Origin of the sequence: Paenibacillus sp. FSL H3-0302, assembly GCF_037982245.1 — a bacterium.
Classification (GTDB): domain Bacteria; phylum Bacillota; class Bacilli; order Paenibacillales; family Paenibacillaceae; genus Paenibacillus_AQ; species Paenibacillus_AQ odorifer.
In genome coordinates, this window is sequence record NZ_CP150284.1 from 3119560 (window position 1) to 3135380 (window position 15821).

The window sequence follows — 15821 nt, forward strand, 5'->3', positions numbered from 1 at the left end:
TTTTGAAAGCGCTTAAACCTTATGATTATTTTATAAATGTTGCAACTATAGCGGAGGGAGAAAGGACATCAATTATCTGTACATATCTTCAAAATCATCACAAGGAGGATTCACCTATGGCGAACGCAAGCGTCGCACCAGACAAGAGATCCGGACCGAATCTCAACAAGCAACGAACTAGCGGGATCAGACGCTTTTTTAAGCAAATAGATCTACAGCTTATGGTATTGCCAGCACTTGTTCTAATTTTTATTTTTGCCTATATCCCCATGTACGGGATTCTAATTGCATTCCAGGATTACAAGTTAGGGAATAGCTTTATTAGCAGTGACTGGGTTGGCTTAAAGCACTTTATTTACTTCTTTAATGCTCCTGAATTTGAAGTGGTTATGAAAAATACAATCATCATCAGCTTACTGAAGTTTTGTTTTGGATTTCCTGCACCGATTATTTTGGCGTTAATGCTGAACGAAGTCCGTAAGATGTTCTTTAAACGGGTGATTCAGACCGTTACTTACTTGCCTCACTTCTTATCTTGGGTAGTTATCGGCTCAATGGTTACCTCGATGTTATCCGTAGATAACGGCAGTATAAATATGCTGCTTGAGAAATTGAAATTCATTGATGAACCGATCAACTTCCTTTCCATGACAGAATATTTCTGGGGCATTTTAGTTACAACCAATGTATGGAAAGAAATTGGATTTGCTTCAATCGTGTACTTAGCTGCCATTGCTGGTATTGATCCGCATTTATACGAAGCGGCTTCGATGGATGGTGCAAGTCGGTTTAAACAGATATATTTGATAACGTTGCCTTCAATTATGCCAGTTGTAATCATCTTTATGATTTTGGCAATCGGTAATCTGGTGAATGCAGGATTCGAAGATATTTTGATCCTAGCTTCCAATCCAGCTCTACGAGAAGTGTCAGATTCAGTTGATGTATATGTTGTACGTGTCGGTATAGACAATTTCAGGTACTCCTATGCGACTGCTATCGGATTGTTCAAGGCCGTGATCAGCGTGACATTACTTACCTTTGCCAACTTCATTGCCAGAAGAGCAGGGAACAGCTTGTGGTAATGAATTACTCAATATAGGGGGACCAAACTATGAAACGTATTAATATAGGAGATCGAATATTTATAGGATTCATATATGTATTTTTGACCTTACTGGCATTTTCCGCTTTTTATCCATTTTGGAACTCACTTGTTATTTCCTTTAATGAGGGGATGGATACTTCGAAAGGTGGAGTTACTTTCTGGGTCCGTGAGTTCACGCTTGAGAATTATAAGATCGTTTTTGAAGATTCTCGTCTAATGGGTGGATTCGTCATTGCTACATTGCGGACAGTAATCGGTACAGTAACAGCGATACTGGCCACTTCGATATTCGCTTATGGAATGTCGAAGCGTGAACTGATGGGTCGCAAATACTACATGATTATGTGTATCATTACTATGTATTTCGGTGGGGGACTCATTCCGTCATACATGCTTATCAGAAGTTTAGGTCTCTTCAACTCATTTTGGGTGTTTATAATTCCTGCACTGGTCAGCGTATGGAATATGATCATATTCCGGACCTTCTTTCAAGGTCTTCCACAAGGTTTAGAGGAGTCAGCAAAGATTGACGGTTGCGGATATTGGGGGACTTTTGTCCGCATCGTGCTTCCTTTGTCAGGACCAGTTATAGCAACATTATCTTTGTTCACAGCAGTAAATCACTGGAATGAGTGGTTCGTAGCGAGTATTTACATTACGAAAGAGGAGTTAATGCCGATTCAGACCATCTTAAGGCAGATATTGTTCTCTAATATTGCTTCAGAACAGCTGTCTAATGTAGATGCAAGCTCCATTGCTCATATTAACTCGGCTAAGAAAATAACCTCGAAGTCATTAACGATGGCTACGATCATGGTTGCAACCATTCCGATTGTATGTGTGTATCCATTCCTACAAAGATTCTTCGTTAAAGGGGTCTTGGTCGGATCATTGAAAGAGTAGGATGATAGAATGAGATTGGGTTTAGAGCGTATTGCTTTGAACATAGATTACAAATTGAAAGGGGAAAATACATTGAAGACTAAGAGAAAGATGCTTCTCGGTATGATGTCTACCTTGCTATTAACGACTTTGGTGGCGGGTTGTGGTGGCAACAATTCAAGCGCTCCGGCGGCAACTGCTGAACCAGAGAAAGAAGGAGGAACAGCGGTCAACACAGCAACTGAAGCTCCTGCGGCTGATTTGTATGAATTAGGGAAAGAACCGCTTGAAATCTCATTCTACGGAAATTACGGCTGGTATCAAATGCCGAAATGGGGCAAAGATGCTGCTTCTAAATGGATTTTAGATAATCTGAAGATCAATGTCACAGGAATTAGCTCTGGTGGTAATAACGCTCAAAAGCTGCAAACGATGATCGTTGGTAACGAGCTGCCGGATATTGTGTGGACCGAGAAAGGTGCTGACGTAGAACGTCTTCGCCAAGCGGATATGCTAGTTCCTTTGGATGAATATATTGATAAATATCCAAACTTTAAGAAATACTTAACAGCTGGACATTTGGAATTGCTTCGTTCCCCTGATGGGAAGATCTATCAGCTGCCGAATTATTATACAACTCAACCAAACGGAAACGCCGGTTATGCTATTAATAAAAAGATTTACAAAGAGCTTGGTTCTCCTAAGCTAGAAACGACAGATGATTTGTATGCTTATTTAAATGCTGTTAAGGCGAAGTTCCCTGACGTTATTCCGTTCGAGACGGGTTTAGCGAGAGATGGTAACGGAATTGACCAGTTATTCTCCTCTTTTAAAGAGAGTAATCTGTCGTATACTAGAATATACGCCGTACCTGATGGCGACAAAATGGGTTCGATATACAAGGATGAAGGATTCCGTGAGTCAGTTGTATTTGCTGCTAAATTAATGCGTGAGAAGCTAATGACGCAGGATGCGAATACTCAAACAGAAGATCAAATTAGAGAGAAAGCGATGAATGGCAAGTTTGCTGTTATTGCGACTTTTGATCCAATGAAATTGCTCGCCACTGCTGATGAAGAGATGAAGAAGACGGATCCGGAAGCTGGATATATGTTTATTAAACCGATTTACAAAGCTGGTTTGGATCAAAGTAAGATTACTCCAGGAACGTATAATCAGTTAGGTTGGAACGTTGCTACAATCACTAAAAACGCTAAAAATCCAGAGGCTGTATTCGCTATGCTTGACTGGATGACAGGACCAGAAGGTTCTATGGTTCTTAACTGGGGACCTCCAGGACCAGAAGGGTATTGGGATGGATTTGAAGCAGATGGACTTACTCCTAAATTTAATAAAGATAAATATCTGAATGAGCCAGAAGCTCTGTCCGAAATTAACGGAAAAGCCGGTGACTTGGTATGGGTAGGTAATACTGTTTTCTTGGATAATACAAAGAAAATGATGTTGCAAACCCTTCCAGCTGACAAGATTGACTTTAGTAACCGTTGGCAGATGGAAGTAACTTGGGCTTCGCAAGGTGACTTTACGGAGTTCCTGAATTGGGATCCGGCTCCAGACAGTGAAGAAGGGATTATCAGACAAAGTGTCAGAGATATCTGGTTAACAGCAAGAGCAAAATCGATGTATGCGAAGACTGATGCAGAAGCATTAGCAATTCTTGATAAAGCACATGAAGATTCTATCAAGGTTGGCTATGAGAAATTCCTTGATTATGTAACAAAAGTATGGACAGAAAATAAGAAAGCTTTAGGTAAATAATAATTTGTAATACGAAGGTTTGCTATTTAGCAAGCCTTCGTTTTTACGTCCCATTTCTTGTACTCATTGTTTTATCAGCTGTTAGGGAAGAGAATGAATGGTATACTGAAAAAGATTGGTTAGTAGAATTCAGCTGGTTGGATTAAAACATTTCAAAGGGGGATTGTGTTGATGTACAACGTATTATTAGTAGACGATGAGATGCTTGATCTTGAAGGCATGAGACAATTCATTCCTTGGAATGAACTGGGTATGCAGGTCGTGGAGGCAGCGAATAACGCGTTTACGGCATGCGATATTTTAGAACAGCATGTTATTGATATTATTGTTAGTGATGTGAATATGCCGAATATGTCGGGTCTAGAGCTGGCTCGGATTGCCATAGAGAAAAAAAACGATATACGTGTGATTTTTGTAAGCGGTTACCAGGATTTCAGCTATGTGAAACAGGCGCTTTCACTAAAAGCATATAGCTATGTCCTTAAGCCAATGGATGACAAGGAACTTATTGCTGCACTACAGAAAGTAAAGCAGGATTTAGATGATGAAAGTAAACGGCGTGACGTGGAAGAAGCTTATCAGCATATGATTCCTATGGCCAAAAATGATTTGTTGATTCGCTTATTTGAAGGGGAATGGGAGGGGGACACTCAAGCTGGAATGTTGAAGCTTATGAAGTCTTACGGTCTGGATAAGCTGGAGTGGCCTATACGTGTGGCGGTTTTGGAGCTGGATTATTTCAATTGGTTTCAAGAACAGGATAATCTAACTAAACATCTAATGTCCAAGGACTTTCTGTATGAAGTGAATACAATTGCTCAGAAGCACGGTATGCCACATTGCTATAAGGTATCGTCTTATCGAATCGCGTTGTTGATTAACGAACAGGAGATGGAGAAGTTTATTGAAGAAATTTATGAGTCAATTCGCACAAAATTTCCTGTCACTATGACCGTAGGTGTAGGGAAGCCTACATTTGCTATGGACCAGGTCCACACCTCCTATCGGCAAGCTATGGAAGCCGTTGACGGAAAGATGTTTCTCGGCAAGGGCAAACTAATTATGTATGAAACGGTTAGCAGCGAACCTGGAATGATTGATGCCCGTACGTTGGATGCCCGTATGGATACACTTTTTAAAGCGATGAAAGAATATGAGTTAGTCCTTATTTATGACGAGATCGATAAGCTGTTCAGATCCGTGAGTAGTTTAAGATCTAAATTCACGATTCATAATCTAGCCATGTATATTATATGGAAGCTGGATCAGCAGTTGAAAGAGGTTAGTGAGGATTTATTTGAAATCTTAGGTATGGAGTTACATAGTTTAGATATTTTGCTTCAATTCGATACGATCAGTGATATACGCTCTTGGCTTGTACTCAAAACGTTTGAGATATCCGAGTACCTACGCAGCAAAACAGAGTCAGTGAACAATAAACTGATTAGAGAAATTATGCAAATGATGAAGGATAAGATGAGCGAGAATTTTACGTTAAAGGATATTGCACAGCAGTTCTCTTTCTCACCCAACTATTTGGGATATCTATTTAAGGAGGAGACTGGGAAAACGTTCAGCGAAGTACTCATTCAGCTGCGAATGGAACAAGCCGGCAAGCTTTTGAAAGATCCGAAGTGTAAAATCTATGAAATCGCGAGCCAGGTAGGTTACCGTTATCTTCCTTACTTCAGCAGACAATTCAAAGAAGCCTATGGTATGACACCTATGGAATATCGTAAGCGGGAGAAGTGATGGGGGATGATGTTGCATGAAACAACCAAGAAGTAAACATAAGTATGTGCCGATAGGGTATAAATTAATGCTGACGTATATTTTTTTCATTATTATCCCAGTATCTGTGATAGGTTTTGTCTCTCACTCTATGTACAATGATTCATTACGCGAGCATACAAGTTCGAATATTAAAGGTACGTTGTTGCAAATTCGCGATAATATTGATTATAAAATGGGGGAAGTTATCCGGATATCAACACAGTTATATAGTGATTATGATTTCTATCGGAATCTGCGAAGCTATGAAGAAGGCTGGGAGAATTATGACCGGATGTCTATGAAGGTACTTCCAAAGCTGGATGTAGCTATTCAATCAACGGGTATGAGGATTGGGATGTCGCTATTTTTAAAGAATGAATCCATTCCTGAGATCTATTCGAATTCGCTAGAGGGCTATCTGGATAATAGTAGCTTCTATCATCTTTATCATATGAACCGGATTGAAGGGAAATCCTGGTATTATGATTTTCCAACCGAGAAATATGCGGAGACTATGAAATGGTGGCAGATTGAGCGCGATGTAGAAAATAATCGTATCTCGTTGCTACGTAGATTAATAGATACATATGATCCTCTTGTACCTAAGGAGATTGGCTTCCTGCGGATTAATGTTGGCATTCCAGATCTGTTCAATAGTGTGAATTATACGAAGATAGGAAAAGGAAGTATTCTAATTTTAAAAAACGAGTTCGGAAGAACGATGTACCAATCGGGAGAACTACCAGAGCACTATACCAATGAAGCCGAACTTAATAAGGATTACCTGACGATTAGTGAAACAGTTACGGTTTCTAACCAAGCTTGGCAATTAAACGCGCTAGTTCCAATTACGATACTTGAACAGGATGCAGTGAAGGTACGACTGTTTATTATTTTAATGTGTCTCATCTGTTGTGTTGTCTTTAGTTTTGTCGGCATATTTATATCCCGATATTTTTCAATTCGGATTAATAAGTTCGTATACGTGCTGAATGCCTATCGGGAAGGTGATCTTCACAAGCGTATTTCCTATCGAGGCAAGGATGAATTCTCTCAGATTGCAACCGCATTAAATGATATGGGCGAAAATATCGATATGTTGATTAAAGAGGTATATTTGACGCAGCTCCAGAAGAAGGAAGCAGAGCTTGAAATTCTGCAATCACAAATCAATCCTCATTTTCTATATAATACGTTGTCATCTATTATTCAATTAGCCAAGTTTGGTCAAAATGAGAAGCTGCAGCAGATGGTGCTGGAATTAGCGAAGTTTTATCGCCTGACGCTTAATGAAGGACGTACCATGATTCCGGTCCCGACTGAAATTGAGCAGGCAAACGCTTATTTAGAAATTCAGAAAATTAAATACGGTGAACGTCTGGAAGTTATGTTTGATTTTGATACAGAAATCTGGCCTTATGAGACCATAAAGCTCATTCTACAACCCTTTATCGAGAACGTGCTGAAGCACGCCTGGTGTGGTGATCACATTCATTTACGCATTGTTGGGCGTAAAGAGGGCAATAATATTCTGTTCCGTATCATTGATGATGGAATCGGCATGAGACAGGAACGTATTGAACAAATTTTTGATCCAAAGGGTCACACGAATACAGGTTATGGGGTCCGTAATGTGGATCAGCGAATTAAACTACAATATGGATCTGAGTACGGCGTAACCATTTTTAGCCGTGTTGGAATTGGCACTTCTGTTCAGATACTCATTCCTGCTAATAAGGGCAAGCGTGGCATTCGTTCGAATGTTGTACATGATGAAAAGGGGTCTTAAAGCTAGTTTTTCTAGCCTAAGACCCCTTTAACTTTAATTAGAATCCTTTATATTGAGGCTCTTCGGACTCCAATTCGGTTACCCTGTTCTCTACTTGAGTTACGATTTGTTGTGTTTGCTCGGCTGCGTTTGTGAACAAGGTTTTTGCACTCTCGTTTTGTGTTTCTAATGCAAATTGTTCAAGACTGGCTTGAGCACCTTTTAAAGAAGATAAACATGTTTTAACTTGTGAGGCTACTGTCATTGAGTTTCTCTCCTCTGTGTTGGATTATTAGCATGACGAATGCTATTGTCCTCAAATGCTTCTAGCGTTATGCAGGAAAAAAATTCATGTTTGTAGTAATAGGTGATTTCCATAAATAAGTAGTGCAATTCCGGATTGAATGCGGCTTTATTGACAAATAATGAGTGTTAGTAAATAAACAAGCTTTGATTCAAAAAGGAGGGTATTTGTAATGCCGGAGTGGTTGGAGGTTGTAGTTCGAACGCTCTTTGCTGTGGTTGTACTTTTCTTTTTAACAAAATTACTTGGAAAGAGACAAGTATCACAGCTCTCGTTCTTCGAGTATATTACGGGGATAACCGTCGGCAGCTTAGCCGCTTACATTTCTTTGGATACGGATAAGTTATGGCATTTAGGGCTCATTGCACTGATTGTATGGGTGGCTTGTTCTTTAGGGATCGAATATCTTCAGATGAAGAGTAAAAAAGCAAGAGACTTTATTGATTTCAAGTCCACCGTACTAATTAAGGATGGAAAAATACTCGAAGATCATATGAAAAAAGAACGTTTAACCACAGATGAACTGCTGGAGGAATTACGCAAAAAAGACGTTTTCAATATATCGGAAGTGGAATTTGCGATTATGGAATCTGATGGAGCCATAAATGTTTTACTCAAGAGTGAATATCAGCCGGTAACCCCTAAGCAATTGGGTATAAAGGTTGCCCCGGAGAAAGAGTCGCAAGTTGTCATTATGGATGGTAAAGTGCTCGACAAACCATTAGACACCCTAAACCTGACGCGAAGCTGGCTGGATGGAGCCCTTGAGAAAATGGGTTTTACGGTTGAGAATGTTTTTCTTGGACAAGTTGATTCTTATGGTGAGCTGACTGTCGATTTGTATGCCGATAACTTTAAAGTCCCACAGCCGCAGGATAAGCCTCAATTATATGCTTTGCTGAAAAAATGTGAAGCTGATTTAGAAATGTTCAGTTTATCAACAGATAATGAAAAAGCTAAAAAAATGTATGAGCAATGTTCGGAGCAATTGCAAGCTTCACTGAAGGTTTTGAAACCGTTAATTCAAAGCTAAGAATAAAGATAAAGGCACTCTCGAGTAAGATCGAGGGTGTTTTTTATATTAATTTAAATTAATGTAATAATATGGGCATAAAGTAGCTGTACAACTTCGAAATATTAATTATAGTTGAGATTAGGCTGGAGTTATAGATGACACAAGATTGGAGGAATGCCTTCGCTTTTTATTTACATCAGAAAACAAGGAGGAAGATGTTCACGTGAAACTAAAAAGAAGATTTTCATTCGGAATTATGGTTGCGCTTACAACTTCGCTGGTTCTAGGTAATTTGGCATGGAGTAACCCTACCGCTCAGGCAGCAAATATCTTCAGTAATGATTTTGAGAATGGAAATGCCGACAATTGGACGAGTACAACAGGAACTTGGTCTGTAGTTGAAGAAGGTGGCAATCATGTGTATTACCAATCCAGTCAAAACGAAGGACGTTCGTTCTCCGGTAGCAACACGTGGACAGATTACAGCGTTCAGGTTGATGTGAAGATTGATGATTTCAATGGGACTAATCGAACTTATGTGTGCGGGCGCTATGTTGACGGAAATAACTATTATGCTGCATCTCTGTCTAACAGTAATGGTGGGACGCTTGAAATACGAAAAAAAGTGAATGGTTCAAGTTCAACACTGGCTAGTAAAACTGATTTTCCTATAACTACAGGGACTGCCTATACAGTTAGGCTAGAGCTTAGTGGAGATTCGCTTAAAATGTATGTTAATGATGTTTTACAGCTAAATGCACACGATAACATTTTGACAGCAGGAGGTATAGGACTTGTAGCTTATAAGACAGCAGCGAAGTTCGACAATATCAATGTCTCCGATATCACAACGGGCACTCCGACACCAACGCCTACTATAGCTCCAACAATTGCACCAACGGTAGCTCCTACGGCTACTCCAACAGCAAGTGCAACTCCCACTGCGACAGTAGCTCCAACCGTCACACCAACAGCAACACCAACAGCAACACCAACAGCAACACCAGTTGCAGGCTCTATTTATGTAGCTCCAAATGGTCTGGACAGCAACGCAGGAACAATTGGTAGTCCAACCACACTGGCCTCAGCGGTTACGAAGGTAGCCCCCGGGGAAACCATCTATATGCGTGGAGGGGTTTACACGTATTCTTCAACAATAATTGTTGGACAAGATAATAGCGGATGCTCTAACTTACGAAAGAACATCGCTGCATATGGGACTGAGAAGCCTATATTGGATTTTTACGCCCAGCCATTTGACCCAGCTCAACGTGGTTTGCAGATATACGGTAACTACTGGAAGGTAAAAGGATTAGAGATAAGAGGCTCAGGAGACAATGGGATCTTTATTGGCGGGAACTATAACATTATTGAGAATGTTGAAACCCACCATAATCGGGATTCGGGACTGCAAATCAGCCGGTATGCTTCATCACTGACCAGCATGAGTCAATGGCCGAGCTATAATCAGATCATTGGAGTGTATTCTCATGATAATTATGATCCGGATAACGGGGAAGACGCTGATGGTTTTGCTGCTAAGCTGACCATAGGTCCTGGTAACGTATTCGATAAATGTATAGCTGCATGGAATACAGATGACGGCTGGGATCTTTACAGTAAATCAGAAACAGGCCCCATCGGAGTGGTGACGATCAAGAATAGTATCTCCTATAAGAACGGACAGACCTCAGATGGAAATTCAACGGCAAACAGTGATGGGAATGGATTCAAACTAGGTGGTGAAAAAATTGCAGTAAACCATATTGTGCTGAATAGCATAGCATTTCAAAATAAAAAACACGGATTCACTTACAATAGTAATCCAGGTTCCATTCAACTAACAAATAATACTTCTTGGAGTAACGGACAGAGTAACTTTGCTTTTGATGCCGGTACTCACCAATTTACGAACAACTTGTCTTTTGCTGGAGGATCGAGTGACAAAACAAGTGGAACCGATATTCTAAGTACTAATGTGTGGTGGAAAAGTAATGCAAGTACCAATGCCAAGGGTTTGGTGGCCAGTACCGCTGATTTTGTAAGTCTTACACCTTCAGTGGTGCGAAATGCAGATGGTTCTTTTAGTCTGGGCAGTTTCCTCAAATTAACTGGGGGTAGCGATCTAATCGGATCTGGAACACCTAGCGGAACTAATATTGGTGCAACTTTTCCGTGATTTGAAAGCTAGGGGTTTGAGCTCCTTATTTAATTGACTCTGTAGGATTAGATAGGTCATTTTATTCGATATTTTGATGGGCATGAGTCCGGTACTATACCGGATTTGTGCCTATTTGGTTTGTTTTAAGTATAAACCTTCCATCACGTTGGCAAACTAAGCCAGATTAACAAGTCACAATTTTGGGGGTAGTCTGCAGATGTCTGGAATTATTGAAACAATAAAAGAACAACTGGAAGGATCTAGTGATGCAGTTTTTCAAAACATTCGCCTTCATGGGCATTCCTGTGACTTGATCTATATCCCATTCATCGTAAATTCCCTGAGTCTTCATAAAGATATTGCATTGCCGCTAAGAAATGAAGCAAATTCAGAGCACAAATGGCCGGATTTTTTAGAACGATTGGATCGAGGAGCTGTTTTTCCCATCCCGTATCTTAAGGAGTTTGACATAAACAAGGCTGTGGATTTGATTGTTGCTGGGAAAGTAGTGCTTTATTTTGAAGAGCTTCCTTATGTTTATTATTTTGAGATCACGCAATATCAGAAAAGATCGGTTACGGAATCACAAAATGAACTTGTGGTGATTGGACCACAAGAAGCATTCATTGAAGATATTGAAACAAATCTGTCCCTGCTCCGACACAAAATTAAACATCCGGATCTAAAGACTATTCATTATACCATTGGTAAATATACAAAAACTGATGTGTATGTTGTATATATTGAAGGACTTTATAAAAAAGAAGTTCTTGCTGAAATTGAAAAGCAACTAAATGAAATAGATATTGATGGCATATTGGGCATTAGTTATATATCGGAACAATTACGGAAGGGGAACTTGACACCATTTCCGGTATTTCAATATACAGAACGCCCCGACTCGGTGGCAGCTTCTTTAATGGAAGGCCGGATCGGAATATTACAGGATGGCACACCCACTGCAATGATTGCACCTACCTCTTTTTTTACAATGCTACAATCCTCTGAGGATTATTATCAAAGCTTCTATGCCGCAAGCTGGATTCGAATCGTTCGATTTGTGTTCTCCATCATATCGATGATTCTTCCATCGCTTTATGTTGCGATTACAACCTTTCATCCTCAGATCATTCCCTCAAACCTGTTAATTACGATAGCATCTGCCAGAGAGAACATTCCTTTCTCAGCATTGACTGAGGCTTTGATTATGGAGCTTACCTTCGAAGCCCTTAGAGAAGCTGGAACCCGAATACCAAAGCCTGTAGGCCAGACCGTTTCAATTATTGGCGGTATAGTCATCGGTCAGGCTGCGGTGCAAGCGGGAATTGTATCCGCTCCTATGGTTATTGTTGTTTCCATTACCGGTATTGCCACCTACATTATTCCCCATTATGAGCTCGGTCTGACTTTTCGCTTACTTCGTTTCCCTTTATTGATTATGGGGGGAACAATGGGATTGCTCGGGGTATATATTACAGCTTTTTTGATTTACGGGCATTTAGCTAATCTTAGACCGTTAGGTTCACCATATTTACAACCCGTTGCCCCTTTGGTGTTAGAAGATTGGAAGGACACATTATCTCGCTTTCCCTCTAACTATATGAAGAAACGCAGCAAACTTTATAGCAACAGGAATCTAAGGAGACAGAATCAAAAATGAGAACTCTAAAGATAGGAGTTGTTATACTTCTACTCCTAAATTTAACAGGCTGTTGGTCTTCAAAGGTGGAACTGGACGAATTAACCTTTGTGTACGGCTTATTTATAGATGTAGGCAAAGAAGCAGGCACCGTTGAAATTACGATTAACTCTCCTTTGCCCAATCGTCTAAACTCGGGAAGCCAGCCTTCAAGTGGTGGCGGTGATGGGAATAGTTATTCTACAGTTTCTAAGACCGCAGATACGATCGCAGACGCCATGTTACTAGTTCAAAAAGATCTGACACGTCAACTTAGTCTTTCCCAATTGAAAATAATTGTCTTAGGGAAAGCTTATGCAGAACAAGGGATTGGTGAACTCCTATTATGGATTAGAAGAGAGCCAAGTCTCCCCCTTGGAACCTATGTCATGGCTAGTCCCGGCAGTGCAAAAGAGATGAATACATTAACACCTATCTATGAACAATTGCCTTCTGATGTACTGAGGAGCTTTGGAACAGAAAAATACATGTTTTCGACTACAATTAAGGACTGCATATTCGCTGAGGCTTCGGGCGTTGGATTTGCTATAAATCATCTTTCATTTGGCAAAAAAGAAGAAACTACAAAAGAAGGTAAACCACAATATTGGGCAGGCATTCAAGGAGCAATGTTGTTTCAGAATGAGAAAATGAAGGGAATACTAAAGCTTAAAGAGGGGAGGGCATTGGCATGGGCCGCAGGCAAGCTTAAGCTGTCGGTTTATTCTGTTACCTGGGATGGTGGAGAAAGTGCAGCAAGTGTTGTATTTGTTAGCACCAAATCTTCGAAAAAAGTAAAAATAACGGATAAGGGTCCAGTTTTTACAGTGAAATTAAAGGGAAAAGCTAGTGTGATTTATTTAAGGGATCCTAAGAAAAGAAATCTAGAAGAGATCAGTAATATCATTACAGAGAAACTAAGCGATAAAGTAACTGCTAATCTGACCGAAGCTATACATTTATCCCAAAAAGCAGGTGCGGATGTTCTACAGCTCGGCATGTTGCTGGAATGGAATGATCCGAAACTTTGGAAGCAATTAAGAGAACGTTGGGATAATTACTACGCTCATGAGGCAGATATTAAGGTGAAGACGGACTTTCGGATTGTGGATTTTGGGACAGCAAAATAAAGAACTGAGGAAGGAGAAGTTATGCGTACAACAAAGTGGCAGCTGTTCCGGTTTATCACCATTTTTTTTAGCTCACAAACCACCATTTTTTTGATACCAGCTATTATTGCTACTTCCTCTTATCAAGGCTGGATTGCATTAATCGTTGGCTCCTTATTAGGATTGATATTATTGTGGTTTACAATCTATGTTGGTAAGCTGCGACCTAATCAAGCTTGGGTTCACTTTGGAAAAGAGATCATTGGCAAATGGCCACATAAATTTATGATTCTGCTCCTACTATGCTGGTGTGTTTATTATGTTTCTTTCGATATAGAGAATTTCGTACTATTTTTCGGCTCGAATTATTTAAGAGGAACTCCACCTCTATTTATCCAGTGTGTCGTTGGTCTCGTAATCATGTACACGGCAAGTCTAGGATTTGCAACAATTACATATATGGCCGATGGATTATTTATTATTTTCTTTATTACCGTGATCATTTTATTTAATTTATTCCTTCCAAACGCGGACTTTAATATGGTACCTGCTTTCTTTCATTATCATGATCCTGGAATCGCCCTGAAAGATTCTATTGTGGTCATGTCATGGTTTGGAGAATGGATTGTCCTTTTGTTCATTGCACCTGATTTAAAAATTGAAGCGAAAATGATAAAAAGATTAGTATTTGCGCAGTTCTATGTTTCAATTACGGTCTTAATAGGATGGTTATTGACAATGATGAGTTTTGGTCCACATTTAGGCCAGCAACTCCAATATCCTTTTCTTGAGATGGTGCGTAGTTCGAAAGAAGATAATTTATTAGGTAATACAGACCCGCTTTTGATTGGGATATGGTCGTCTTCGATGTTTATTCACAGCGCTTTCCTTATCTATATAGCTTCAAAATGTGTAGCAAGTTTGTTTAATACTAATAGTAAAAAAATTTACGTTCCCCTTTTAACACTGGCTTCAGTGACAATAGCGTACTTATATTCACGCGACGTCGGCAGATATTACGAACACTACAAAAGCTTTGCCATTGTGATCATTTGGCTAATCGTTGAAAGCATACCCATTTATTACGGGATTGTAGCTTTCTTTCGATATCGGCATAAGACGGCGAAATGAAAATCGAATGGAAGACGGGTGCTGTCTAATTATGGGCAGTGCCTTTTTTTGTGAATTATAAATCGGGTACGCTTTCTGTTATGATTAAAGCACTTATTACATAATTATCCTCAGATTGGATGGTGTATTCACATGAATCTTCAAGAAGTAGCTGAACTTATCAAATCTATTAGGGCCAATCTTGCCAAAGTCATTGTAGGAAAAGAGGAGGGAGTAGACCTGCTGCTGACCGCATTACTTGCGAATGGACATGTCTTGCTGGAAGATGTACCTGGTACGGGTAAAACCTTGCTGGCAAAGGTGCTTGCCAAATCATTGGATTGTTCATTTAAGCGCATACAATTTACGCCGGATTTATTGCCTTCCGATTTAAGCGGGATCAACTATTACAATCAGAAGACGGGAGAGTTTCAGTTCAGACCAGGTCCGGTATTTGCCAATATACTGCTGGCTGACGAAATTAATCGTGCAACACCTAGAACCCAATCCAGCCTACTGGAGTGTATGGAGGAACGGCAAATTACTATCGATGGGGTAACGCACGGATTAGAAGCACCGTTTCTTGTCATTGCTACTCAGAATCCGATAGACAACCAAGGGACCTTCCCACTGCCTGAGGCTCAATTAGATCGATTTTTGATGCGGATTACTACGGGTTATCCTACCTTTGATGAAGGGATACATATTTTGCAGCGTTTTCGTGAGAATAATCCGCTCGAAGAGTCTTTTCCTGTAGCAACGGCACAAGATATTCAAGCCGCACAGCGTTTAGCCGCATCGGTAAGTATCAGTGATGATTTATTAGGTTATATCGTACGGATAACGGAAGCTACACGCAAATCTACAGCAGTAAAACTGGGTGCGAGTCCACGTGCTAGTGGCGCGTTGCTTAGATCAGCTCAGGGATATGCACTTATTCAAGGCAGATCCTATGTAACACCGGATGATATCAAAGCCGTGGCTGTTTCCGTGCTTGCACATCGTCTGCTGCTTCATCGGGGATTAGGCTCAAGAGAGGGACAAGCCGCGGATATTGTATTGCAAGTGCTTCGTGAAGTTGAGGTGCCTGCTGAACCCGTGACGTCCTTAAGAGGCGGAAAGGTGGAATGACCT

The 15821-nt window shown here is 40.3% G+C and carries 12 protein-coding genes; 11 read left to right on the forward strand and 1 reads right to left on the reverse strand.

The annotated features are described in order from the left end of the window. Positions 1-116: 116 nt before the first annotated feature. The 5 genes from MHH50_RS13910 to MHH50_RS13930 all read left to right on the forward strand — a co-directional run bounded on the left by MHH50_RS13910 (position 117) and on the right by MHH50_RS13930 (position 7331). Positions 117-1085: an ABC transporter permease subunit gene (locus MHH50_RS13910; protein WP_076308569.1), complete on the forward strand. Its 969-nt coding sequence runs from the start codon at positions 117-119 to the stop codon at positions 1083-1085. 29 nt (positions 1086-1114) lie between these two features. Beyond that, positions 1115-2011, forward strand: a complete 897-nt coding sequence (locus tag MHH50_RS13915; RefSeq protein WP_036678249.1) for a carbohydrate ABC transporter permease — start codon at positions 1115-1117, stop codon at positions 2009-2011. Between the two features lie 72 nt (positions 2012-2083). After that, entirely contained in the window at positions 2084-3769 is a 1686-nt protein-coding gene (locus MHH50_RS13920) for an extracellular solute-binding protein (protein ID WP_175618981.1), read from the forward strand. 171 nt (positions 3770-3940) lie between these two features. Beyond that, entirely contained in the window at positions 3941-5521 is a 1581-nt protein-coding gene (locus MHH50_RS13925) for a response regulator (RefSeq protein ID WP_076129316.1), read from the forward strand. Positions 5522-5537: 16 nt separating this feature from the next. Beyond that, positions 5538-7331, forward strand: coding sequence for a sensor histidine kinase (locus tag MHH50_RS13930; protein WP_340034463.1), 1794 nt, complete (start codon positions 5538-5540; stop codon positions 7329-7331). A 37-nt stretch (positions 7332-7368) separates the two neighbouring features. Here MHH50_RS13930 and MHH50_RS13935 read toward each other — a convergent pair whose 3' ends face one another. Next, entirely contained in the window at positions 7369-7575 is a 207-nt protein-coding gene (locus MHH50_RS13935) for a DUF1657 domain-containing protein (protein WP_036678243.1), read from the reverse strand. Between the two features lie 211 nt (positions 7576-7786). Between MHH50_RS13935 and MHH50_RS13940 the strand changes: the two genes are divergently transcribed. From MHH50_RS13940 to MHH50_RS13965, 6 genes are all read left to right on the forward strand, one after another. Next, positions 7787-8647: a DUF421 domain-containing protein gene (locus MHH50_RS13940; protein ID WP_076129318.1), complete on the forward strand. Its 861-nt coding sequence runs from the start codon at positions 7787-7789 to the stop codon at positions 8645-8647. Positions 8648-9506: 859 nt separating this feature from the next. After that, positions 9507-10808: a right-handed parallel beta-helix repeat-containing protein gene (locus tag MHH50_RS13945; protein ID WP_340034617.1), complete on the forward strand. Its 1302-nt coding sequence runs from the start codon at positions 9507-9509 to the stop codon at positions 10806-10808. 199 nt (positions 10809-11007) lie between these two features. Beyond that, positions 11008-12450, forward strand: a complete 1443-nt coding sequence (locus MHH50_RS13950; RefSeq protein WP_076217912.1) for a spore germination protein — start codon at positions 11008-11010, stop codon at positions 12448-12450. Beyond that, entirely contained in the window at positions 12447-13598 is a 1152-nt protein-coding gene (locus MHH50_RS13955) for a Ger(x)C family spore germination protein (protein WP_340034465.1), read from the forward strand. The genes MHH50_RS13950 and MHH50_RS13955 overlap by 4 nt, the downstream gene beginning before the upstream one ends. Before the next feature lie 21 nt (positions 13599-13619). Beyond that, positions 13620-14708 carry a GerAB/ArcD/ProY family transporter gene (locus tag MHH50_RS13960; RefSeq protein WP_076194301.1) on the forward strand — a complete coding sequence of 363 codons (1089 nt, stop codon included), beginning with the start codon at positions 13620-13622 and terminating at the stop codon, positions 14706-14708. Positions 14709-14840: 132 nt separating this feature from the next. Beyond that, entirely contained in the window at positions 14841-15818 is a 978-nt protein-coding gene (locus tag MHH50_RS13965; protein ID WP_076194299.1) for a MoxR family ATPase, read from the forward strand. Positions 15819-15821: the final 3 nt, after the last annotated feature.

Excerpts from the sequence above, each read along its gene's own strand:
- MHH50_RS13910 (WP_076308569.1), top strand. The coding sequence starts at position 117 with ATGGCGAACGCAAGCGTCGCACCAGACAAGAGATCCGGACCGAATCTC.
- MHH50_RS13915 (WP_036678249.1), top strand. The coding sequence starts at position 1,115 with ATGAAACGTATTAATATAGGAGATCGAATATTTATAGGATTCATATAT.
- MHH50_RS13925 (WP_076129316.1), top strand. The coding sequence starts at position 3,941 with ATGTACAACGTATTATTAGTAGACGATGAGATGCTTGATCTTGAAGGC.
- MHH50_RS13930 (WP_340034463.1), top strand. The coding sequence starts at position 5,538 with ATGAAACAACCAAGAAGTAAACATAAGTATGTGCCGATAGGGTATAAA.
- MHH50_RS13935 (WP_036678243.1), bottom strand. The coding sequence starts at position 7,575 with ATGACAGTAGCCTCACAAGTTAAAACATGTTTATCTTCTTTAAAAGGT.
- MHH50_RS13940 (WP_076129318.1), top strand. The coding sequence starts at position 7,787 with ATGCCGGAGTGGTTGGAGGTTGTAGTTCGAACGCTCTTTGCTGTGGTT.
- MHH50_RS13950 (WP_076217912.1), top strand. The coding sequence starts at position 11,008 with ATGTCTGGAATTATTGAAACAATAAAAGAACAACTGGAAGGATCTAGT.
- MHH50_RS13955 (WP_340034465.1), top strand. The coding sequence starts at position 12,447 with ATGAGAACTCTAAAGATAGGAGTTGTTATACTTCTACTCCTAAATTTA.
- MHH50_RS13960 (WP_076194301.1), top strand. The coding sequence starts at position 13,620 with ATGCGTACAACAAAGTGGCAGCTGTTCCGGTTTATCACCATTTTTTTT.
- MHH50_RS13965 (WP_076194299.1), top strand. The coding sequence starts at position 14,841 with ATGAATCTTCAAGAAGTAGCTGAACTTATCAAATCTATTAGGGCCAAT.